General features: G+C 44.0%; 19 protein-coding genes. 7 read left to right on the forward strand and 12 right to left on the reverse strand.

What is annotated here, in order from left to right:
* Window positions 1-94 precede the first annotated feature (94 nt).
* The 6 genes from KPL72_RS15790 to KPL72_RS15815 all read left to right on the forward strand — a co-directional run bounded on the left by KPL72_RS15790 (window position 95) and on the right by KPL72_RS15815 (window position 7,982).
* Window positions 95-2,023 (forward strand): (Fe-S)-binding protein, encoded by a 1,929-nt coding sequence (locus KPL72_RS15790; RefSeq protein WP_249422298.1) that lies wholly within the window; start codon window positions 95-97, stop codon window positions 2,021-2,023.
* Window positions 2,023-3,297 (forward strand): electron transfer flavoprotein subunit alpha, encoded by a 1,275-nt coding sequence (gene etfA, locus KPL72_RS15795; RefSeq protein ID WP_219703630.1) that lies wholly within the window; start codon window positions 2,023-2,025, stop codon window positions 3,295-3,297. The genes KPL72_RS15790 and etfA overlap by 1 nt, the downstream gene beginning before the upstream one ends.
* Window positions 3,287-4,063 carry an electron transfer flavoprotein subunit beta gene (gene etfB, locus KPL72_RS15800; RefSeq protein WP_219703632.1) on the forward strand — a complete coding sequence of 259 codons (777 nt, stop codon included), beginning with the start codon at window positions 3,287-3,289 and terminating at the stop codon, window positions 4,061-4,063. The genes etfA and etfB overlap by 11 nt, the downstream gene beginning before the upstream one ends.
* Window positions 4,064-4,137: 74 nt before the next feature.
* Window positions 4,138-4,368: a hypothetical protein gene (locus KPL72_RS15805; protein ID WP_012070409.1), complete on the forward strand. Its 231-nt coding sequence runs from the start codon at window positions 4,138-4,140 to the stop codon at window positions 4,366-4,368.
* A gap of 413 nt (window positions 4,369-4,781) precedes the next feature.
* Window positions 4,782-6,749: a methyl-accepting chemotaxis protein gene (locus tag KPL72_RS15810; RefSeq protein WP_212915652.1), complete on the forward strand. Its 1,968-nt coding sequence runs from the start codon at window positions 4,782-4,784 to the stop codon at window positions 6,747-6,749.
* A 150-nt stretch (window positions 6,750-6,899) separates the two neighbouring features.
* Window positions 6,900-7,982 carry an ABC transporter substrate-binding protein gene (locus tag KPL72_RS15815; RefSeq protein WP_219703634.1) on the forward strand — a complete coding sequence of 361 codons (1,083 nt, stop codon included), beginning with the start codon at window positions 6,900-6,902 and terminating at the stop codon, window positions 7,980-7,982.
* An 85-nt stretch (window positions 7,983-8,067) separates the two neighbouring features.
* On the opposite strand, the gene KPL72_RS15820 is transcribed toward KPL72_RS15815, so the two are convergent.
* From KPL72_RS15820 to KPL72_RS15870, 11 genes are all read right to left on the reverse strand, one after another.
* On the reverse strand, window positions 8,068-9,051 hold the full coding sequence (locus tag KPL72_RS15820) for an aldose epimerase family protein (protein WP_219703636.1): 984 nt from the start codon (window positions 9,049-9,051) through the stop codon (window positions 8,068-8,070).
* Window positions 9,052-9,113: 62 nt separating this feature from the next.
* Window positions 9,114-10,424, reverse strand: a complete 1,311-nt coding sequence (locus KPL72_RS15825) for an extracellular solute-binding protein (protein ID WP_212915649.1) — start codon at window positions 10,422-10,424, stop codon at window positions 9,114-9,116.
* Between the two features lie 99 nt (window positions 10,425-10,523).
* A complete protein-coding gene (locus KPL72_RS15830; protein ID WP_212915648.1) occupies window positions 10,524-11,369 on the reverse strand; it encodes a carbohydrate ABC transporter permease in 846 nt (281 codons plus the stop codon).
* A complete protein-coding gene (locus tag KPL72_RS15835) occupies window positions 11,366-12,247 on the reverse strand; it encodes a carbohydrate ABC transporter permease (RefSeq protein ID WP_212915647.1) in 882 nt (293 codons plus the stop codon). Before KPL72_RS15835 ends, KPL72_RS15830 begins: the two co-directional genes overlap by 4 nt.
* Before the next feature lies 1 nt (window position 12,248).
* On the reverse strand, window positions 12,249-13,349 hold the full coding sequence (locus KPL72_RS15840; RefSeq protein ID WP_219703638.1) for an ABC transporter ATP-binding protein: 1,101 nt from the start codon (window positions 13,347-13,349) through the stop codon (window positions 12,249-12,251).
* A gap of 43 nt (window positions 13,350-13,392) precedes the next feature.
* Window positions 13,393-14,901 (reverse strand): arabinosylfuranosidase ArfA, encoded by a 1,509-nt coding sequence (gene arfA, locus KPL72_RS15845; RefSeq protein WP_219703640.1) that lies wholly within the window; start codon window positions 14,899-14,901, stop codon window positions 13,393-13,395.
* Window positions 14,902-15,190: 289 nt separating this feature from the next.
* A complete protein-coding gene (locus KPL72_RS15850; RefSeq protein WP_212915644.1) occupies window positions 15,191-16,111 on the reverse strand; it encodes an ArsR/SmtB family transcription factor in 921 nt (306 codons plus the stop codon).
* Window positions 16,112-16,238: 127 nt separating this feature from the next.
* Window positions 16,239-17,519 (reverse strand): TRAP transporter large permease, encoded by a 1,281-nt coding sequence (locus KPL72_RS15855; RefSeq protein WP_212915643.1) that lies wholly within the window; start codon window positions 17,517-17,519, stop codon window positions 16,239-16,241.
* Window positions 17,519-18,040 carry a TRAP transporter small permease gene (locus KPL72_RS15860; protein ID WP_219703641.1) on the reverse strand — a complete coding sequence of 174 codons (522 nt, stop codon included), beginning with the start codon at window positions 18,038-18,040 and terminating at the stop codon, window positions 17,519-17,521. The genes KPL72_RS15855 and KPL72_RS15860 overlap by 1 nt, the downstream gene beginning before the upstream one ends.
* A gap of 87 nt (window positions 18,041-18,127) precedes the next feature.
* Complete coding sequence (locus KPL72_RS15865; protein ID WP_212915641.1) at window positions 18,128-19,123, reverse strand: TRAP transporter substrate-binding protein; 996 nt, start codon at window positions 19,121-19,123, stop codon at window positions 18,128-18,130.
* A gap of 60 nt (window positions 19,124-19,183) precedes the next feature.
* A complete protein-coding gene (locus KPL72_RS15870) occupies window positions 19,184-20,317 on the reverse strand; it encodes a mandelate racemase/muconate lactonizing enzyme family protein (RefSeq protein WP_219703643.1) in 1,134 nt (377 codons plus the stop codon).
* Window positions 20,318-20,567: 250 nt separating this feature from the next.
* Here KPL72_RS15870 and KPL72_RS15875 point away from each other — a divergent pair, with 250 nt between their 5' ends.
* Entirely contained in the window at window positions 20,568-21,284 is a 717-nt protein-coding gene (locus KPL72_RS15875; RefSeq protein WP_346729521.1) for a FadR/GntR family transcriptional regulator, read from the forward strand.
* 52 nt (window positions 21,285-21,336) lie between these two features.
* Here KPL72_RS15875 and hpxO read toward each other — a convergent pair whose 3' ends face one another.
* Entirely contained in the window at window positions 21,337-22,515 is a 1,179-nt protein-coding gene (hpxO, locus tag KPL72_RS15880) for an FAD-dependent urate hydroxylase HpxO (protein ID WP_219703645.1), read from the reverse strand.
* Window positions 22,516-22,576: the final 61 nt, after the last annotated feature.

A 22,576-nucleotide genomic window follows, 5' to 3' on the forward strand; every position in this document is an offset into this window, starting at 1 on the left:
TTTTCCTTGTCTTTACTTCGCTTGTGACATCGCTAATGCATATATTGGTAAATACAGTATGTGCCTTCTGTATTTATAATGATGAGGATTCATCATGATTCTTGATTGGTTACCTCCAACTTTGATTGGTTTTCTTCTTGTACTAGCAGGGATTGGTGCTGTTCGCCGCATGAATTTATGGCGCGCAGGACAGGCTGAAAAAGTCGATATTCTGGCTGGTTTGCTGGCTATGCCGAAACGTTATCTGCATGACCTTCACCATGTTGTAGAGCGAGATAAGTATATGTCTCGTACTCACGTTGCGACAGGCGGTGGTTTCGTTTTAGCAATGGTGTTAGTTCTGTTTGTTCACCTATTTGGCGTTAAGAGTGAAATTCTTGCTTGGGCGCTATTAGCAGCTTTAGTGCTGATGTTCTGTGGTGCTCTGTTTGTTTATAAGCGCCGAATGAATCCGCCATCACGCCTTTCCAAAGGGCCGTGGATGCGCTTGCCAAAAAGCTTGCTAACGTTTTCGATTACCTTTTTTGTTCTGACTTTACCTGCAGCTGGAATCCTTCCAGAAGGAACGGGTGGTTGGATACTCACTCTTGTATTGTCTGTGCTAATTTTAATGAGCCTTAGTGAAATGTTGTTTGGCATGACATGGGGCGGACCGATGAAACACGCTTTTGCGGGGGCTTTGCATCTGGCGTTTCACCGTCGTTCTGAACGTTTTGGCGGTGGCCGATCCACTGGATTGAAACCTGTGGACTTTGGTGATGGCGTTACCATTAAAGAGGTGCATGGTGTAGCTAAACCAACAGACTTTAAATGGAATCAATTGTTAGGCTTCGATGCTTGTGTGCAATGTGGTCGTTGCGAAGCAGTTTGTCCTGCGTTCGCGGCAGGTCAACCACTTAACCCAAAGAAACTTATTCAAGATATGGTGGTGGGTTTTGCTGGTGGTACTGATGAAAAGTATGCTGGTAGCCCTTACCCAGGTGTTGAGGTTGGTAACGCTAAAGGTGCGCCAGACCAGATTATAACCAATGGTTTGATTAGTTCAGATACGCTTTGGTCATGTACAACATGTCGCGCCTGCGTAGAAGAGTGTCCGATGATGATTGAACATGTTGACGCCATTGTTGACATGCGTCGTTTCTTGACCCTTGAAAAAGGTGAGACACCAAATAAAGGTGCACAAGTTCTGGAAAATATTATCGCTACGGATAACCCGAATGGTTACTCACCAGCGAGCCGTACGCATTGGGCAGCAGATCAAAATTTGAATGTTATGAAGGATGTGAAACAGGCGGATGTGCTGTTTTGGGTCTCTGACGGTGCTTTTGATATGCGTAGCCAGCGAATTTTGCGTTCTTTCGTGAAGTTGATGAAAGCCGCCAATGTCGATGTGGCGATTTTGGGTGACGAAGAGTTAGACAGTGGTGATGTTGCTCGTCGACTAGGTGACGATGCCGCTTTTCAAAGTTTGGCGAAACGTAACTTAGCGACTTTGTCGAAATATAGTTTTAAGACAATTGTGACGACAGATCCACACGCGTTCCATTGTTTGAAAAATGAATATGGGGATTTTGGTTCTGATGCTCTTAAAGGCGTAGAGGTACTGCATCATACGACATTTTTGAATCGCTTAATAAAAGAAGGCCGTTTTAATTTAAGTCCTCTACAAGGTGGCAGTAAGGTAACGTATCACGATCCATGTTATTTGGGACGCTATAACGGGGAATACGAAGCTCCGCGCGAGTTGTTGGCGAGTTTGGGGATTGAAGTGGCTGAAATGGAACGTTCTCGTTATCGCTCACGTTGTTGTGGCGGTGGCGGTGGTGCGCCAATTACCGATATTCCTGGCGAGCGTCGTATTGCCGATATGCGTATGGAAGACGTTATCAGCACGGGTGCAGACATGGTTGCTGTTGGTTGTCAGCAATGTACAGCGATGTTGGAAGGTGTCGTCGAGCCTAGACCCGTTGTAAAAGATATTGCTGAAATTCTTGCTGGGCAGTTAATTGAGGAGACACACTGATGAGTGATTTATCATCAAAAGACAGCTCTTTAGATAACCTGTTTCGACGAGACCCGAGAGCAGAATGGATAGCGCGCAACCGATTACACCCTTTACATGGTGAAATGTTACATGCAGGAAGTGGTGAGGTGCGTGGACCTTCTGGGTTGTTGCGTAAGAATCCACATGTTATTGGATTTATTGGTCCAAACGGCATTAAACGTATAGATAGGGCTAACGTATCTTCTGCTGCCGTTGGTGGCAAAAAACGCTCAGGCGAGGCAAAAGAAGTACAGTTGCCTTTGCATATTGTCGAAAACCCAGATTTTTATATCATGGTGGTGGCGGATATGGTGGGTGGTCGTTTGACTGGTCACGATAAAGATATTCTTGGCTTGGCGCATCAGTTGGTTGCTAGGCGCAATGGTGCCGTGACGCTGGTGTGCTTTGGTGAAAACAAAGAAACACAATGTGATTTAGCGGGTGTTGATAGATTGATTCACCTCGAAGGTGCTGAGTACGAAGGCTTTGCACCAGAAGCTAGGCTAACTGCGTTGCAGAAAATAGAAGCGCAATATAAACCTCATCATTGGTTGTTTCCTGACAGTGTTCATGGTGGAACGGATCTGGCTTGTCGTTTATCTGCGCGTTTGGGCGAACGTCTTGCAGCTCAGGCTTGGCAAGTAAATGCTGAGCAAACTGTGTGCCGAGGAGCGTCTGCTAGTCATGATATTTTGCGTGACACACCGCGGATTTTAACCTTGATGGAAGAGTGTGGTGACGCGATAGACGAAACTCGTCATCAGGTATTGCCAATCTCACTTGATAGCATTGAACAAGTATCTCCTGCCGTTGTGGATAAAGGCTTAATTGCTGTTGATTCAAATGCGGTGCCTTTGGCAGAAGCTGAGTTTATTTTGTCAGCAGGTAATGGCATTCATAACTGGGATCAATTTCATTCCACTGCTGCAGTGCTTGGTGCTACAGAAGGTGCAAGCCGTGTTGCTGTGGACGATGGCTTTATGCCGCGTTCTCGTCAAGTGGGTGCGTCGGGTACTTGGGTTACGGCGCGAGTTTACCTTGCTGTTGGTATCTCTGGTGCGATTCAGCATATGCAAGGTATCGGTCAATGTGACAAGGTGATTGCGATTAACACCGATGCTGGTTGTGATATGGTGAAACGTGCAGACTTGGCTGTCATTGCTGATAGTGAAGAGATATTGGCCGAACTGACTAGACTGGCTCAAGCGTATTCATCATCTAAAAATCAAGAGGAGAAGAGCGATGCAGCCTAGCGTCAAAGTTGTTTCATTAGTGTCTGTTGGTCGTCATCCTCAATCCGGTCGTTCTCGCCGTGCCGAACAAGATGGTCGCGCTGTAGAACTGGGTCTGAAATTGGCGAGTGCCGAACTGACGGTAGTGCATGCTGGCAATGCTCAAGAGCAAGTCCTTAGGCAATATGCAGGTATGGGATTGCTTTCGTTAACCGTATTGGAGCAAGAGAGTGATTGTGATGCTGTGCCTGTGCTGGTTTCGTTCTTACAAGACAAGCGTATCGATGTGGTGCTAACGGGAGTTCGTGCCGAAAGCGGCGAGTCGTCTGGTATGTTGCCATATCTATTAGCCGAAAAACTAGGATGGCCTCTAGTGCCAAGAGTGGCTGATATTATCAGTATTCAGGGGGGGGCGGCCGAAGTCTTGCTGGCTTTGCCTCGTGGTCAGCGCCGTGCCGTAACGGTGAAGTTACCATTTATTGCAAGTGTTGATAATGCCGCGCAAGAGGCGCGTCAAACGGCTTTTGGTCCTGGATTAAGAGCAGATGTCAAAGTGTTAAATGTTGACTCTGTTGTTGATGAAGCCGCAAGTCAATGGCAAATCAGCGCCGCCAAACCTCGTCCTAAGCGCATCAAGGTGGTAAAAGCAAAAACGGCTGCAGACCGAATGAAGGCGGCAACTGCAAAACCTATGGGCAGTGGTGGCAAAGTAATGAAGGACGAAACGGCTGCAGAAAAAGCCCAAGCCATATTTGATCTTTTATTAGAAGAAAAAGTGGTTCGCTAAGTGTTCGTTTAGGTATAAGCTATATGTCCCATTGGTTATTGATTGAACAAATTGTTTGTTTATAGGTATGCAAAATGATGATTGTAGATTTGGTCGACGAAGTCGATTTTAAAGAAAGACTCATCGCGCTAGGAGCGCCTGTTACTCAAGAGCAAAGTTTGGCACAAGTGCAGTCTGCTGTGCTGTCTTGGTTGCAGGCATATCCCGAGCAAACTCCCTTTGTAAAAGACCTTTGTATTGAAATGCAAAAGGACAACACAACTGTTTTGCCCGAAGTTTCTACAGTTATGGCGGCGTTCAGTTAACATTGGCTTTTTGAAATATAAGCTTTATGTCTATCAATAAATCTCTGTTGTGAAGTAGTAAACTTGTCTAAGTTGTATTACTTCATAATGAGATTTTCATTTCCCCCATTTTTTATGAGTCTAATCTCTCTAAATTAGACTTTCTCTATATTCTTTCCATAATTGTTACGTTTTGAAACTTGCTATGGTTTATACGCTTCTTATGCAGTACTTTGTCTAGGTATATGGATAATAAAGTAGTAAGGAAATAAAAATATTTCGTTATGGCCTTTTTTATAATGTCATTAATGATGATGTTTTTGGGTTATTAATAATCATTTTCAATGTATAAGTTAATGTTGATGATCAGCTGGTGAATTTATAAAAATTCCTTCTTGGCTCCATATGGCTATTATAATATTTGGGTGAATTCTATGAAAATCAAAACGAAGTTATTGATTGCTTTTTCAATCGCTACCTTGTTGCCCGTCTTAGTTGTCAGTTCCATAACTGCTTTCCTCGCGTCAGACCAAGCACTAAAAAACTTTTCAAAAAATAGCGGACAAACATTGGGCGCTGTTGAAAAATCCTTTGATCAATTTATGAATGACATTAAGTATGTTGTTGGTTTTATTGCTGAGAGTGATCCAGTTACTGTCACTGATGCAGCACCATTAACGACTTATTTTGAGGCAAAAGGAAAGGCACCAAGCAAAATTGCAGAACAAAATGGTGGCCGCGAAGCAGATGTTTTTAATATGTTTGAGGCGATTGGTAAAAATAATCCCAATTTTGTTTATGTTTATATGGGAGACGATGGTGACGGTTATTTAGAATGGCCGGGGACTTATGAATACGCTGAATGGCATCCTAAGCAACGTGGTTGGTATACAAGAGCGATGGAAACGCCTGGTAAAGTTGCGTTGCGTGATGCCTATTATTGGGAGCCTGATGATGCTGTTTATGTGTCTGCTGTTCGGACTTATAAAAAAGGCAATGCTATTGGTGGTGTCGTTGCGGTTGATGTGTCGATCAAAACTCTCACTGAAATGGCGAATAAAACTAAGTTGGGTAACTCCGGTACTATTATGGTCATTGAAAATACCGGTACTATTTTGGTTGATGCCCTCCATGCAGATAATAACTTCAAGAAAATCAGTGAGGTAACGGGTGAGGCGTATCAAAAAATCGCTCAAACTTCTTCAGGTTTGATTAACTTTAAATTGGATGGTGAAGATTATTATGCCGATGTTTACACTTCTCCGAATTTAAAATGGAAGTTTATTGGTTTAATGCCAGCGTCCGAAATTTACTCTAGTACTGTGGAGCTAATTCAAACCACGGCTATTGTTTGTATCTTGTTATTGATTGTTTTTGGTTTTGTTGCTTATTTGATGGCGAAAAGCTTAATCACTCCAATTGAATCTGTATCAGATCACTTACGTATTCTTGCAGAAGGTGAAGGTGATTTAACATCCAAAATTGACATTAAAACCAATGACGAAACAGGTACATTGTCTAATTGGTTTAATCAGTTTATTGAGTCAACTCGTAAACTTATTCTTGGTATTAAGCATTCCGGTATACAGATCGATAAAATTGCTGCTGAAACCTCAGCGAAAGCAAATGAAGTGGCTCAGTCAGCGACGGATCAATTGCAGTCTATCGAACTAATCGCAGAAGCAGGGCAGCAAATGCTGATTGCATCTAATGAAGCGGCGGAAAGTTGTGCTAATTCTGCTCAGTTTTCTGAGAAAGGATTGGAGACAACCATCGCCGGAAAAAATCTTCTTAAGAACAGTGCTGAAGGCGTAAATCGTTTAGGTGCTCGTTTGAAAGATTCGAACCAAATCATTACCGAATTGCAAAAAGAAACCGTTAATATTAATCAGATTCTATCGACTATACAGGCGATTGCTGAGCAGACTAACTTGTTGGCGTTGAACGCGGCTATTGAAGCGGCTCGTGCCGGTGAGCAGGGGCGCGGTTTTGCTGTAGTCGCTGATGAAGTAAGAACCCTTGCGGGGCGTACACAAGAGTCGACGGAGCAGATTAGTAATATCTTAGGGCTTCTTGCTAACAGAACTAAGCAAGCGTCGGATTCTATGGTGACAAGTTTAGCAGAATCTGAGAATGCGATTAGCTTATCTGATCAGGCGCTTGATTCTTTTGAGCAAATAGAAGAAGTTGTTAAGCAAATGCGCGATATGACGATGCAAACGGCTGCGTCTGCAGAAGAACAGCGAGCAGTGACCGAAGGTGTTAATGAGAATATTGGTGCCATCAGCGAAGCAGCACACCGTGTTTCTAGCATCTCTGGCGATGTAGCAAGCCTTTGTAAGAAGCAGGATCAATTGAGCAAAGAACTGCATTCTATGGTTGTTCGTTTCCGTACTGAATAAAAATTCTGCGTTCTTTCCTAGTTAACCTACTAAAGCTTCTCTCCTTAATTGGGGCGGAGCTTTTTCTTTTAGGTGTTTTTTAAAATTCCTTTCTAATATGAAGTGATAACGATTATCATACCGGGCAAATTTACTAATGAAGGTGTCAGTATGGTTAAGTCGTTTGTAATGCTTCTGTTCACTCTTTTTGTGAGTGCAACCTGGGCTGGTCAAGTTACGGTGAAGGATGTTCTTGATCGTGAGGTAACATTTAATGCGCCAGCTCAACGTGTCATTGTCGGGTTTTATCCTGAAGACTATATGGCTATCGGCACGGAAGCCGCTTACGACAAGGTTGTTGGTATGTCTAAATACATTTGGCAAGCGCGTCCTGCGAACTGGGAAATGTATGTTAAACATCGTCCATCTTTAGAAAATATTCCTGGCATTGGACGTGTTGATACGCAAACTTTTTCTGTAGAAAAAGTAATTAGCTTGAATCCAGATGTATTGATGTTGGCCGACTGGCAATATAAGGGCTTAGGAACGGATATTGAACGCCTTGAAAATGCCGGCATTAAAATCATCGTGGTGGATTACAACGCGCAAACGTTAGAGCGACATATTAAAAGCACTGAGTTAATCGGTGTCATTACAGGGCAAGAAAAACGCGCGGCGGCGATTGCTGCAGAATATAAGAAAACCGTTGAAAGCATCAGTAAGCGCCTTGCAGATGCTAATTTGCCAGTACCAAAAGTGTATACCGAGTTTGGTGCTTCTGGTGTACAAGAGCTTGGTTTTACTTTTGGTAAAAACATGTGGGGTGCGATCTCTACTATGGCGGGTGGCGATAATATTTCTGCACCGTTTGTTGAATGGTGGGGGAAATTGAACCCTGAGCAAGTGATTGCTTCGAACCCTGATGTCATTGTTATTACGGGTTATGAAACAGGCAAGGGTTCTGATTCTATGTTGATGGGCCAGGGTGTAGATAAAGCCGAGGCACTTAAACGTCTGGAAGGTTACAAAGATCGTTTGGGTTGGTCTTCTATTTCAGCAGTGAAAAACAATCGTTTATACGGTGCTTATCATGGTGCATGTCGTACTATTTTAGATGCGGCAATGATAGAGTTCTATGCAAAAGCCATGTATCCAGATTTGTTCGCAGACCTGAACCCTGAACAAGCTTATTTGGACTTCTACAAAAAATATCTTCCTGTCACGCCAGAGGGAACCTTTACTCTGTCGCTGTAAGATTAATTTTCACATGTAAAAAAGGGCTTGCTACATTCGTTGTAGCAAGCCCTTTTTTTGTTTATATCCTGTTTAAATCTAAAGATTACTCGAATGCATACCGCGTAACTTGTCGGTAAGTATCTTCTGGTGCAAGTAAGATTGGCGGGAAGTGAGATTGGTTAATCGCGTCCGGCCAATGCTGGGCTTCAAGGGCAAGACCTGCGTAAGCTGTCAATGCGCCTTGGTTAATATTCGATTCAGCATCAAGTTGGATATGACGGCCATCGTAAACTTGCAGTCCTGGCTCAGTCGTCTGGTAATCTAATGTGAGTCCGGTGATGGGGCCTTTTAGTGTTGCTACCGTTTGTATTGGGCGGTGACTAGCAAGAGAAAGACAAAAGTTAGTGTCTAACCCAGGATAATCGTCACGACCAATGGTTCGAAGTTGGTGAAAATCAAACGCGCTGCCAGCAGTTGGAGTAACTTCTCCTGTTGGAATAAGCCCTGCATCGACTGGTAAATAATGATCGGCTTGGATACTAAGTTGGTGATCTAAAATAGAGCCTTTGCCATCAAGGTTTACGTAGCTATGACCAGCAAAATTGCAAATCGTTAGCTTGTCTGTGGTGGCAGTGATTTCCATTTCCAAAGTGCTATCGAGTAGACGATAAAACACATCGATAATCATGTTGCCTGGATAACCCATTTCACTGTCAGCTAACTTGGTTTGCAGCTGAACCATGTCGTCATTTTGTTGAATGATTGACCAGTTCTTGCTGCCTGTTCCAGCTGGGCCGCCATGTAAATGATGTGCTTCTGGCAAGGTTGGTGGTAATTGATAGGTTTGATCGCCAATGACTGCATGGCCTTTATTGGTTCGGTTTGCCACTCGACCGACGACTGCACCAAAGTATTTTGCCCCCTGAAGGTAATCGGACAACTTTGGCGAGCCTAAAACTAAAGAATGTTCGTAGCCATTTAGATAAATAGATTGGATGCTAGCGCCTAATGTCAAAATAGACACCTTGAGTTGCGCGTTTTTTAGCGTGACAGATTGAACTTGGTTTAAGTCTGGAGCGAGGTTCACGGAAGTATCCTTTTCAAATAAACGGGAGCCGAAGCTCCCGAAAGTATAGATATATAGATAAATCAGATATTTTCTAACAAGTCGTTAATGCGATATTGCGCTGTTTCTAACGCATCGTCTATTGATTTGTTGCCAGTAACGGCAGAACCTAGTTCTTCACCAAGAATGTCTTGAATGGCAAATTGTCGTAATACCCCAGCTGGTAAGGCTTGTCCTGTTGTGGCTATTTTTGCAATATCACTACGATGCGGTAAGGATTTGAACTTGTCGCTGGCGATGACTTTTTTGACTGTTGGCAAGTGGCCAGTACGAGACCATTCGTAATCATTGTCGTAGAGGAATTTAAACAGTTTGCCAATAGCAGCCATTTTTTCATCGCTACGATCACCACGAGGAACAACCCAACCGTGTCCGTCGGCATAAGTGGCGTCTTTTTGTTTAAAAAACTGAGGCACAGGGAATACACTATAGCCGTCAGACAGTGCGTTATTGGCTTGTTTAGATTGGGCGTCATAAGAGCCAATTAACCAGGTCCCATTAACTGCAATACCGCCAGCGCCATTAGCAAAGGCTGATACGGCAGCAGGGTAATCCATATTTTTTGTACTTAAGTCTTTGTCCATGATGTTTTTCATCAAGGTAAGTGCGGCTTTTGCATCTTCACCACTTAAATCAATATGGCCAGGATCGGCGAAAAATTTGCTGTCTTGTTGCATCATTAGGGTATAAAAAATACGTGCGTACGTGGCGGTTTCGTTAGCTAAAACTTGTACTAAGTAGGGCTTTCCTGTCGCTTCGTTGAACTGTTTGCCTTGCGCAAAAAGCTCATCACGGCTGGTTGGTAGCATGGGCGTGCCATCGGCTTTCATTAGATCTGCTTTTTTCATCAGATTGTTATTTACGTGAAATAACATGGTCCAGTTATCAAATGGAAGAGCATAGACTTTGCCTTCTTTCGTGACACTGGAAATAGCTGCGTCTGTAAAGTCTGTTGCTTTGATACCTTGGTCTTTTAGTAACTTATCAAGCGGAACCAAAAGGCCACGGGATTGGTAATCTGACATGGCAGAGTAATGCATAGAGACCACATCTGGAGCGGATCGAGACGCTAGCTGAGCGTTGAGTTGATCGTATCCTGGCCATTCTACTGTGGTGACTTTCACGTCAATATCAGGATTGTCCGCTTCGAATTTATTCACTAGCGTGGTAATAATGCCGCATTCACCAACGGCAGCAGACACATCGGTTGTCTTGCCATATTCCGCTTCACAAGCGCCAAAGAAACGCTGTAACTCAATGGTTGTGTTGGCATTGGCCCATGAAGACAGCGCCAGTAGGCTGACTGCGGTTGTTCCAAGAAGTAGCTTTTTCATTATTGATTCTCCTAGGTCGTTGTTATTGTTGTAGCCCTATTTCACTTCCAATTTCTGATCTTTTTAGTTCAAATTATTTTTTAGTCATTGTGACAAGTGTTATTTCACGGCGCCTCCTGATACCGCGGTCACTATGTGGCGTTGAAAGAAGATGTAGACGATCACCACGGGCAAGGAAGCGAAGATGGCTTGCGCCCCTAAAAAGCCTAATCCTTCGGATTGCGCAAAGTTCGTTTGCGAGGAGGCTATGCCTATAGTGAGTGTGTACATGTCAGATTTAGTCGCGGAGATAAGCGGCCACCAGTAATCATTCCAAGCTTGCAAGAAAGTGAAAATGCCCAAGGTCGCTTGTGCAGGTAGTGTTAGTGGTAACAATACTTTCCAGAAGATACGGAAAGTTGAAGTGTTATCTAGCATGGCGGCTTCATCAATTTCTTTAGGGATAGCCCGAAAGAATTGCGTCATTAGAAAAACGCCAAACGCCGAAGACAAGTTAGGCAATATCAAACCAATGTGGGTGTTGTGTAGATCAAACCAGTTAAACATCTGATGACGAGCAATAATCACCGCTTGTTCTGGTACCGCTAAGCCAAATAATACAATGATGAATAATGTCTTACGGAATGGAAATTCCAGTCTTGCAAAGGCATAACCTGCTAGAGAAGAAAGTAGTAAGACACCAAACGTTTGCCCAACCGCCACTATCATCGAATTCATAAACCAGCCAAAAACGCTGGAAGATTCAAGGATGTTGGCGTAATTCACCAAGGTATAAGGAAATGAAAAGACAGCTTCTGTGCCTTTGAGCAATTCCGCGTTGTCTTTCAGCGAGAGGCCAATAATCCAAGCTACTGGCGCCATCATGATGACACCAAGTGCAGCCGCGATCCAGAACAAGCGACGGTTCGAGGTTAAATGCTCAGGCGAATAGTTTAATGCTTTCATGCGTCTGTCTCCTCTTTACGAGTGCTGACCCAATATTGCAGCATGGCGGCACACAGAATAATTAAGAATAGGATTTGTGACGCAGCTGCGCCCATTCCTATGTCCCAACGTAAGAAGCCAATCTCATATATGTACATCACAATGGGTCGTGACGAGCCCGCAGGGCCGCCGTTGGTCATCAGTTGTGCCTGACCAAATAACTGGAATTGCATGACTACCTGAATGATGGCCACCAACATAATGGTCGATTTAATGGATGGTAGGGTGATACGCGTAAGCACGCGCCAGCGGGAGGCGTTATCTAACGCTGCCGCTTCATACAGGTCTTTTGGTATCTGTTGTAAGGCGGCTAAGAACAGCATCATGGGTAAACCAATGCACCACCAAACGGTTGCTACGCCCACTGAAAACAGTGACCAGCCCGTCGTTGAAAGAAATCCAATTGGCTGCCAGCCAAAATAGTTGAAAATCAACGCCATTAAGCCGTCATTAGGGATAAACACGATCCGCCAGATGAGCGTCACTATGGTGACGGACAATATGGAAGAGGCAAAAAATAAACCTCTTAAAAAGGACGAGCCTTTGGTGGTTTTATTCAAGGCCAACGCCAGAAACAATCCCAGAATAACCAAAGTAGGCACGGATACGCCGACGAAAATTAGTGTATTTTTTACTGCTTGACCAAAGATTGGATCGCTCAAAACGCGCGCGTAGTTTTTTAAACCAATGAAGCGTTCGCCACCAAACAGATCGACTTTATTAAGCGATAGCCAAATTCCCCAGCCAAGCGGAAATACCAGCAAGGTCAAAAAAACGCTGAGATAGGGAACGACAAATAAGCCATTTGTCCAACGAGAACGACGATAACTTTCCGCCATTTTACACCTCCATTTGACTGTGATGAGCAAGGCCATCACCGTCAAAGATATGTGCAGCGTGAGGTGAAATCGACACTCTGACTGTTTCACCTGCTTTCACTTTTGAGCGACCCGAATCTTCGGCGATAAGGTCTGTGCCGTCGATTAAAGTGCCATATAGCAGCGTGCGATCACCAAGACGCTCAACCACTTTTATGGTCAGATCAAGGCCATCTTCTTCTGAGGAAACCACTGCAGTGTCTTCCGCTCTAATGCCAATTACTGCGTCTTTGGCGTTAAACTCCGGTGGAAGGGTAATCGCTGTGGCGATGCTTCCTGCTCTACTGACTTCAACAGTGACGCCATTAGCGGTTTGTTGGATGTTATTAATCGGCAACATAGACATAGGTGGAGAGCCAACAAATTCCGCGACAAAACGACTCACAGGGTGTTGGTAAATTTCCATAGGCGTGCCGATTTGTTCAATTTTTTGGTTGTGCATGATGACAATGCGATCTGCTAACGTCATAGCTTCCACCTGATCATGGGTAACAAAGATCATAGTCGAACCAAGACGCTGGTGGAGTTGTGCTAGCTCCAGCCGCGTCCTGCCGCGCAATGCGGCATCCAAGTTAGATAGTGGTTCATCAAACAAGAAGGCTTTTGGTTCTTTTACAATGGCGCGACCTATGGCGACGCGCTGACGTTGACCGCCAGACAGTCGTCCGGGTTTACGGTCTAACAAATGATCGATTTCGAGGATTTTCGCCGCATCATTAACACGACGATCAATTTCGTCTTGGGCTACTTTCACGTTTTCTAGACCAAACGCCATGTTTTGGCGAGTCGTCATGTGTGGATAGAGCGCATAGGACTGAAACACCATAGCGACGCCACGTTGACCCGGAGGTAAGGTGTCAATGCGCTTGTCGCCAATTTCAATGGAACCTTCTGTAATGGATTCCAGCCCCGCAATCATGCGCAATAAGGTGGATTTTCCGCAGCCAGAAGGACCAAGGAATACAACAAACTCACCGTCTTCAATGTGTAGGTTAATGTCGTCTAATACGGTAACGCTGTCATATCGCTTTGTTATATTTTTTATAGAGATAGATGCAGACATGTTTTCCTCTCTCAGCAAATTTTAAACGGAAGATCTTGGGGTGTTACACCCCAAGTCGAATCATGCGATAGCTCATAGGAGCAATGCTTGCCGTTAGTTTTTGCTGCGTAACAGATGCGCCTTGACCATCTTTTGGTGCTACTTGCTCTGCATCTGGGCCATTTTTTGCGTCAAGTGCATGACCTGACATGACTTTATCCATAATTACTTTCTGGTGTGTGAAGCCTTGTAGAGACAGATCTAATTCAATGCTTTCATCTGGGTGGCGGTTGACGATGAAGAAGGTCAATCCGCCATCGTTATCGGATTCCACGGCAGAAATATCCAGATAGGAAACATCACTGGCGAACTCTGTATCGTAGCCTTGGCATTGCACCGCAAGGTTGAGTGCTGTGCCACGACCGTATTGGGACGCATACAAATATGGATAGTAAGTCGACTGACGCCACGCTGGTCCATCTTTGACTGTCATAATCGGCGCGATAACGTTGACCAATTGCGCCAAACAGCCAATTTTGACCACATCACTGTGGCGAATAAAGGTGTTCAGAATACAGCCAACTTGTAGTGTATCGGTAAAGTCGTAAATGTCTTCTAACAAAGCTGGAGCATGTGGCCAGCCGTCATTGCCACCGAGAATTTTTTTGTCTTGTTCGTTAGAGTGATACCAGACGTTCCATTCATCGAAGGAAATATACACATCGTGTTTGGAGCGTTTTTTGGCTTTAGTGGCTTTAATGACTGCTGCGATGGTGTCGATATAGTTATCAAGCAAGCTGGCTTTGGCTAAGTAATTGGCGGTGTTTTTTTCGTGATTATCGAAATACATATGCAGTGAAATGTAGTCGACTGTGTCGTAGGTGTAATCTAGTACAGTGCTTTCCCATTCAGGGTAGGTCGGCATTTTAGGGGAAGAAGAGCCACAAACAACCAGCTCGATGTTTTTGTCGAAAGCGCGCATGGCTTTAGCGGTTTCGAATGCTACTCGACCATATTCAGCGGCGGTTTTTTGTCCGATTTGCCAAGGTCCATCCATTTCATTACCCAGACACCAAAGTTTAACGTCCCAAGGTTCTTCACGACCGTTTTGCTTGCGAAGGTCAGACCAATATGAGCCGCCAGGGTGGTTCACATATTCAAGAAAAGCACGTGCTTCGTCTAAGCCGCGTGAGCCAAGATTCACCGCTAGCATCATTTCTGTACCGGCTTGTTCTGCCCATTCTGCAAATTCGTGAATACCTATTTCGTTGCTTTCTGAAGTATGCCAAGCAAGGTCTAGGCGAGTCGGGCGGTCTTCTTTTGGCCCTATGCCATCTTCCCAGTTGTAAGCAGAAACGAAGTTACCACCAGGGTAGCGAGTAACTGGTACGTCTATATCTTTAATCAGTTCGATCACATCTTGGCGAAAGCCGTGTTCGTCTGCGGTTGCATGACCTGGTTCGTAGATGCCGCTATAAACAGCACGTCCTAAATGCTCGATGAAAGAGCCGTAAAGGCGAGGGTCTATTTTGGCAATCACATAATCTTTATGTGCGGTCACATTGGCGCGCATGGAAGTCTCCTTTCTTATTTTTGTATTTTTTAAGAATTTATTAAGTATCTGTATTTATGTTTCTTATCTGATTAGTGGATATTAAAAGCATATTTGACCTGAGGTCAATCAATAAGACGTATATTTTTTGTGCAGATAAATACCAAAATTGGTATGGGTGAGTGAGATTTGTAACGAAAAAAGAAAGAGGTAAGTGTTTTGGTTTTTTTAAAGTATTGAAACTTATAGGGTTTATAAATTTTATTTGTTAAGGCAGGCTTGCTGACATCTGCATCAGAAAATAAGATGTTTAAGATTGAAGGCGTAAAATAATGTCTTGGTCGTAATTACCAAATTGCTTGCCAAAAATATTGATGCCGCCAGGGTGTTCAGCATCATCGGGAACAGAGATTCGTACCCGAATCGATCTATGCTCTTCAAGCGCGAGATCTTTCAAAGAGATATCAGAAACCCGTACACCATCGACGTATGTACCGTCATTAGTGACACGAAAGCTTTTTAAATGGCCATACTGACTGCCTGCAAGCTTCCACCAATCGGGTGTGTATTTGCCTTGGTGATCGCCATAATCTCCAGGAGCTGTCCAGATCGCTGCAGTCTTGCCATTGATTGATATATGGATATCAGAAGGCCAGTTTTCGGACGTGCCAGGTACTTCGGATGAAAGCTCCATGACCAGCTCTAGCTCTTTCACTGTCTGGCCTGCAATGCGGGCGTTGTTGGGGAATTGATATTCCACATAGCCCTTGGTGAACCACAACAAACTGGCGCGCATGCGGTCAGGAGAAAGGTAAGTGTCTGGGCTGTCTAGGAAGCCAACAATGCCGGACTCAGAACACAAACCACAAGGGGCCATGACATCAAATTCAGAATATAAGCCCACAGGCATAGCCACTTCGATGACATTGTTTTTGTTCTGTTTGGTGTTGCTGAAAGACAAGACAATTTCTTCGTGGGTTGCACGACAAATTTTCTGGCTGCCTTTGCGGCCTTTTTGGCTTTCGGTGGTTATTAAACCGGCACTTTCGAGGGAGTTGATATGACTGGAAGTCGATGATTGAGGTAATTCGAGAAGGTCTGAAATGTCGTTAACATTCATTGGTCCTTTTTCATGTAACAAGGACAATATTGCCAATCGAGCGGGCGCAGCTAGGCTTTTCAGAACATCGGCGCCATCCTCAGGTGTCAGCAATAAGAATTTTTTACTCATCGTCATCTCCAGTTGAAGATGTCTTTATATCGAGTTTTTTGATTCTTATCAAGTTTTAATTGGCTTTCTCACCTGAGGTTAAATGGTGAGAAAGCCATGACTATTATGCTTAAGCTTTAAATTCCGCTTAATGATATAAGGCGTTAAACGGCACCATAACCAATGACGGAAATAAAATTAAAGCAATGAGCAAAGCGAGTTGAGCTAACAAGAAAGGCGCTATGCCTTTGGTAACTGCGCCCATGCTGGTATTGCCGACACTGGATATGGCGGCCAAAACCGTACCTACTGGCGGTGTTAGCAAGCCAATGCTGAGGTTAAGCACAAAGACAATGCCAAAATAGACAGGATCAATACCCGCTGCTGTAATGACGGGCATGAGAACCGGTGTCAAAATTAAGATAACCGGAGCAAGATCCATCGCCATACCGATGATTAATACCAAGATGTTGATAATGATCATTAGGGTGGTTGGATCGTCTTTCCAGCGTTGTAATAATTCGGACACGGCACCAGGAATATCGGCCATGGTAATCATCCAAGCAGCAATAGAGGAAGCCGCCACCAAGAACATAATAATACTGGTTAGGGTCGCGCAATTTACTAACACGCCATATAAACGCTTAGGTGTGAGTTCGCGATAGACAAATGTTCCGACAAACAGTGCGTAAAACGCTGCGACAGCACCAGCCTCCGTCGGGGTAAACACACCAAAGCGCAAACCGACAACAATAATGACTGGTAGGATGAGCGCCCATAGCGCATTTTTTAGAGCATGTAGACGCTCGCTAAGACTGGCCTTTTCTAGTAATTCGATATCTTCTTTGCGAGTTACGTACCACCACACAAAAATGAGTAATACACCCATCATGAGCCCTGGTGCTAAGCCTGCAATAAACAGTTGTGAGATAGAAACGCCACTGGTGACACCAAATAAAATCAGCGGAATACTCGGCGGTAAAATTGGGGCGATGATGCCGCTAGAAGCAATAAGACCACAAGAGCGATTATGGTCATAACCCGCTTTCACCATAAGTGGAATCAAAATGGCACCAAGCGCTACGGTATCAGCCACTGCAGAGCCAGATAAAGACGCAAAGAGTATTGCTGCCACAATGGTGACATAACCCATGCCGCCTTTTTTATGGCCAAGCATAGTCATGCCTAAATCAATAATTCGGCGGGTAATCCCCCCAGCATTCATTAATTCACCGGCGAGTATGAAGAATGGAATTGCCATCAAAGAAAAATTATTACTGCCACTGACTAGGTTTTCTGCAATTAACTGACTGTTAAACATATCCATGTAAAACATCAGCGCCATACCTGTCATGATAAGCGCGAAGGCGATAGGCATACCGATAACAATGGCGCCAAACAATGCGCCAGCAAAAATGACCAGCTCCATTATGCTTCTCCTTCTTGATGGTTTTTGTTTTTGTCGAGAGCGTCTTGTTGCTGTTCGTTTTCAAATAAGCGCCTAATGCCAAATAGAATAAACAAGCACATGCAAGCCCCCATAATCATTGCGCCTGCATAGAGTAACCATAAGGGCATATTTGTGGCGGGGCCGAGAGTATTCATATTAATCTTAGCTAATTGCCAGCTACCATCGATGAGTAACCAGAGTGCGTACAGCATTAAGGAAGCTGAAATAAGTTGCAATGTGACTCTTAGCCATTTGAATGGCATAAGCTTAATAAATATATCGACATTCAAGTGTTGATTGAATTTCATGGCTCGAGTAGTACCAAGAAAGATCATAAATACAAACAAGTAACGTGACATTTCTTCCGACCATGTGATACCAGAATCGAATAAATAGCGCAAAATGACATTCGAGAAAACAAGGCAAGACATAGCGGCCAGACAACTCGCCATGCCGATTCCTAGTAGTAAGTCTACAGAGCGAGATAGCTTTTTCATCATGGGGATGCTCTTAATGGGTCAAATAGTATTCAAGGTTTAATAGGAAAAAGGGCATCTATACGTATTAGATAGACACCCTTATCAAACTTACTTTTCGCCTAGTGCAATGATTTCTTGAACAATATCGCGAGCACCTGGATGAGATTTGTAGAAGTTTTCATAAGCAGATTGTTCTGCTTTTATTAGCGCATCGTGGAAAGCCTGATCTGGAACTGTGATTTTCACACCATCTTGCTCAAGTTTTGCTTTGTTTTGTGCTTCTTGCTTGATCAACAAACTCCACTCTTGCTTTGCTGCATTTTGGGCTGCAGTAGACACAGCTTGCTGCTGCTCCTTAGTTAAAGCGTTCCAAATGTTGTTGTTCATTAAGTACAAGTTTGGCGTGAAAACGTGATTCGTTTCTGTGATGTATTTCACAATTTCATACCACTTAGACGCGACAATATTTGGGTATGGGTTTTCTACACCATCCACAACACCTTGCTCTAGTGCGCTAAACACTTCTGAAATAGGTAAAGGCGTGATATTCGCGCCTAAATTTTTACCGATTTCAAGCATGCTGGTAATGCCAGGGAAGCGTAAACGAAGTCCTTGGAAATCACTCATAGAAGAGATTTCTCGGTTACTGGCAACGACTCGGAATCCTTGAACGCCGTAAGCAAGAAAGTGCAGTCCGGTATTGGAGTCCATCTCATTAACCAGTTTTTGACCGATATCGCTATTTAATGCGTTTTGAGCGTGCTCGTAATTTTTGAATAAGAAAGGCAGTTGGATGATGCCAACATTGGGAACCTCTTTATCCATAATTGTGCCAAGGATAGCCATGCTGACTGTGCCACCTCGAACGGAGTTATAGAGCTTTTCTTCTGCACCTAAAACGCCATTACTAAATACTTTAACTTTTAGCTCGCCATTACTAAGACTTTCGACATCTTTCTTGAAGGTGTCTTTTAGTGCAATGCTGTTAGGGTGAGTGTCAGGGAAAAAGTTAGCAACCGTAATCATTTTTGCTGCATATGCCGCTGGTGTAACAGCAAGGGCTGATGTAATTGCAAGGGCGGCAAGGTTTTTTCTTGTGAACATAGTCTTCTCCTAAATACGCTTTAAGCGTAGTTTGTTTTTATTGTGCTAAGAAAGATTGTGCTATTTATCGTTAATTAAGCTGCATGCTATGGTGTATTTCTCTAAGATTTCTGGCTTTGGTGAGAAGCCTAATCCAAGAGTGTTTCCAAGATCGTATGTCGCAGGGCATTCATTAAGTGGATGAAGGTAATCACCCAATTCAATAAAAGGTATTTCCAATGATGTTTCGGGCATGTTTGCCGCGATGAAATGGGCGGTTGCTATCATGCCTGCACCATAGTAGAAACAGTGAGGGACGACTTTGACGTTGTGGTGTTTGGCACGTTTGCAAACATCATACATGCCAGTAATACCACCTATTTTGCTCACGCTAGGCTGAGCAATATCAATGGCTCCTGCTTTAAATAACTGTTCAAACCCTTCTGGGCCAGAAGCGTTTTCACCCGCTGAGATAGGCACGCCAATGCTTCTAATGGTTGCAAGTTGAGCTGCATCTTCTGGCGGCCAAACAGGTTCTTCTACCCAACCTAAGTTAAGCGGTTTTAACTCAGTGACGTTGTCTGTTGCTTCCGTAAGATTCCAAGGGCAATTAACATCAACCATGAGCTCTACGTCGTCAGGCAATGCATCGCGTGCAGCAGCAATAGCCGCATAGGTTGTTTCGTGTAGTTTGATTTTTTTGAAGCCAGCATTGGCAGTTCGTAAGACGTTTTTACGGACTTTATCTGGTTCATTGCCATAACTTACCAGGCTAGCGTAAAGGTTGATTTTGCCGCTTTTGCCACCGAGAAATTTGTACAGGGGTTGCTTGGCATGCTGTGCTTTAAGATCCCAAATGGCAATATCGATTGCTGATAAGGCATAGAGCATAGGACCTGAGCTACCAAAGCTATGCAATGCACGCTTGGCTGCGTAGAGGTGTTGTTCGTAATTTGCGATGTTTTTGCCAACAAACATAGGTGCAACAAGGTGTTCTAAAGCCGCATAAGTCACGACGTTTGAGGCGTGTCCGAATGCTTCGCCCCAGCCAGTTAGACCCGTATCGGTTTCTATTTCAACAAGAAGTGATTCCATCTTGTCTATATTAGGAGAGGCGCCGTTGAATTTATCTTCCTCTTTTACGGGGGCTATGTCTCGTATGCCAGCCGTAAATGGAATAGCAATGCGCCTGATTGTTATTTTTGTAATTTTCATGGCTAAGAAAATCTCTTGTAATCAGCAGTAATAAATTGATGTAGTACATCATACAACTAACTTGTTTTCGGTCAAGAGGTATGATGACTATTTTTTATATGGTGTTTAATATCACTTTTTCGAGCCATTATCACGTTTAACTCATGTGTTTTTGAAGTTGGTTAGTAGTTAATGTCTTGTTTTTTTTAGTTTTCCGTATTTCTTTTATATGTTGTATGATGACTTTTTTGGTTGTTAGGAATAACTGAAAGTGAAAGAAGATGTATTACTGACTACTATTTCTGCTGATGAGCCCCGTCCAGAACAAAAGCCACAACGGAATTTGGCGCAAAAACTGGTTCAAGAAATACTAAATAAAATAGAAATTAAAGTATTAAACCCTGGTGATAAGTTGCCTAAAGAAGCGGACATCATGCAAGAGCATGGAGTTAGTCGTACGGTTGTGCGAGAAGCACTACAGCGACTTCAAGCATCAGGCTATGTAGAAACCAAGCATGGTATTGGCACCTTTGTTTTAAATAATAAAGGGCAAGGACCAATGGATTTGTCTTTTGATTATGTGAACGATGCGGTAGAGATTTTGGAACTGCGCATTGGTTTGGAAGTGGAAATTGCGGGTTTGGCTGCCATGCGGCGTACTGAAGAGCAGCTAGTGGAAATACGCAAAGCACTGGATGAACTGCGAGCTATAGACCGAAATGGTCATGTATCGGATGCTGGTTTGGCGGATTTTAATTTCCATTTATTAATCGCCAAATCGGCAGGTAATCATTACTTTGTCGATATCATGCAGCACATGGAAAACAGCCTTGTTCCGCGTAAGCGTATTGATGTCGCCCATGTCAACCACGAGCATGAAGAAGTGTATACTGCAATAGAGCGAGGTGATTCTTACGCTGCGCGTGCTGCTATGCGGTTACATTTAACTAACAGCAGAGAGCGGTTTTTGAAACTGGCAAGAAAGTGATTCCCCAGTAGGGCAATCACTTCTCTAGTGCTTTCTTGGCGACTTATTGGCATTACGCTAGCGGCCCTCCAATAATAGTAGTACGCAATCCTGCAATAATGTTTTCGCCTGTTTCGTGTCTTAGCTCATCATACCAAGCTTGGGTTTCTTGCATGTCTTTACCATGGGTAACATCACAGCGTTTGCGAGCTTTTAGTACTAGATCCTTTACGCGAAAGCGGCGTTCTTCTTCGTACTGCTTCAAAGCGGCTAGCACACCAGAAACCGTTTTGCCTTTCTCTTTGAATTGATCCGCGAAACACTGACCAAGAACAACGGCGTCTTCGAGTGCAGAGCAACCGCCTTGGCCAATGTCTGGGGTTGTGCTGTGGGCCGCATCGCCGAGTAGGGCGATATTGCCTTTTACCAAGGTATCGAATGGTTCGATGTCATGAATTTCGATGCGATTGGTGGTTTCTGGATTAATGGCAGCAATCAGTTTTTGGACAGGTTCAGCCCAGCCAGCAAAGTAACCCGTTAGATCGGCAACGACTGTACTTCTGTCTTCTGCTAGACCTTTTGGTAATGGCACATCAAAGAAGAAGTAAAAGCGGCCTCCGGCAATTGGCATAATAGAAACGCGTTTGCCTTGCCCAACAAAGGTTGTCCATTGATCGCCAGGGGCAATGCTTTCATCTATTTCTACTAAGCCATTCCAGTTCACATAATCAGCGTAGCGACGTTCTGTTTGATAGCCAATGACATCAGCGCGAACGACAGAATGCGTGCCGTCAGCGGCAATCATAAAATCACCCACAGCGCTGCTACCATCGCTAAAATACGCAGTTACACCTGTGTCACTTTGCTCGACTTTTTCAATACGCTTGCCAAATTGAACCTTATCACGGCCCCACCAATCGATCATTTGGCTTTGTAAGTCGGCACGTGATACTGGGCAAGGGCGTTCGCCAACCGCATCAACCAATGGTGAAAGACTAAATTGGGTCATGACGCTTCCAGTTAAACCATCGTGGTAAGCCATGTTATGCATTGGTCCGCCCAGTGCGTCCATAATGCTGCCCATACCTAAATGGTTCATGCACTTTACACCGTTAGACCAAATAGAAAGCGCCGCGCCAACAGGTTTGATTTCTTTCACCGCTTCAAAAATTTCACACTCGATGCCTTGTTGCTTTAACGCAGCCGCTGCAGACATGCCACCAATACCGCCACCAATAATAAGTGCTTTCATATCATTCCCCTTTAATCTTTCGCTTCGTTCTCTTGTTGTCTTAGCGAATTTTTAATGTCTT

The sequence above is a fragment of the Marinomonas lutimaris genome (genome assembly GCF_019426345.1).
Classification (GTDB): domain Bacteria; phylum Pseudomonadota; class Gammaproteobacteria; order Pseudomonadales; family Marinomonadaceae; genus Marinomonas; species Marinomonas lutimaris.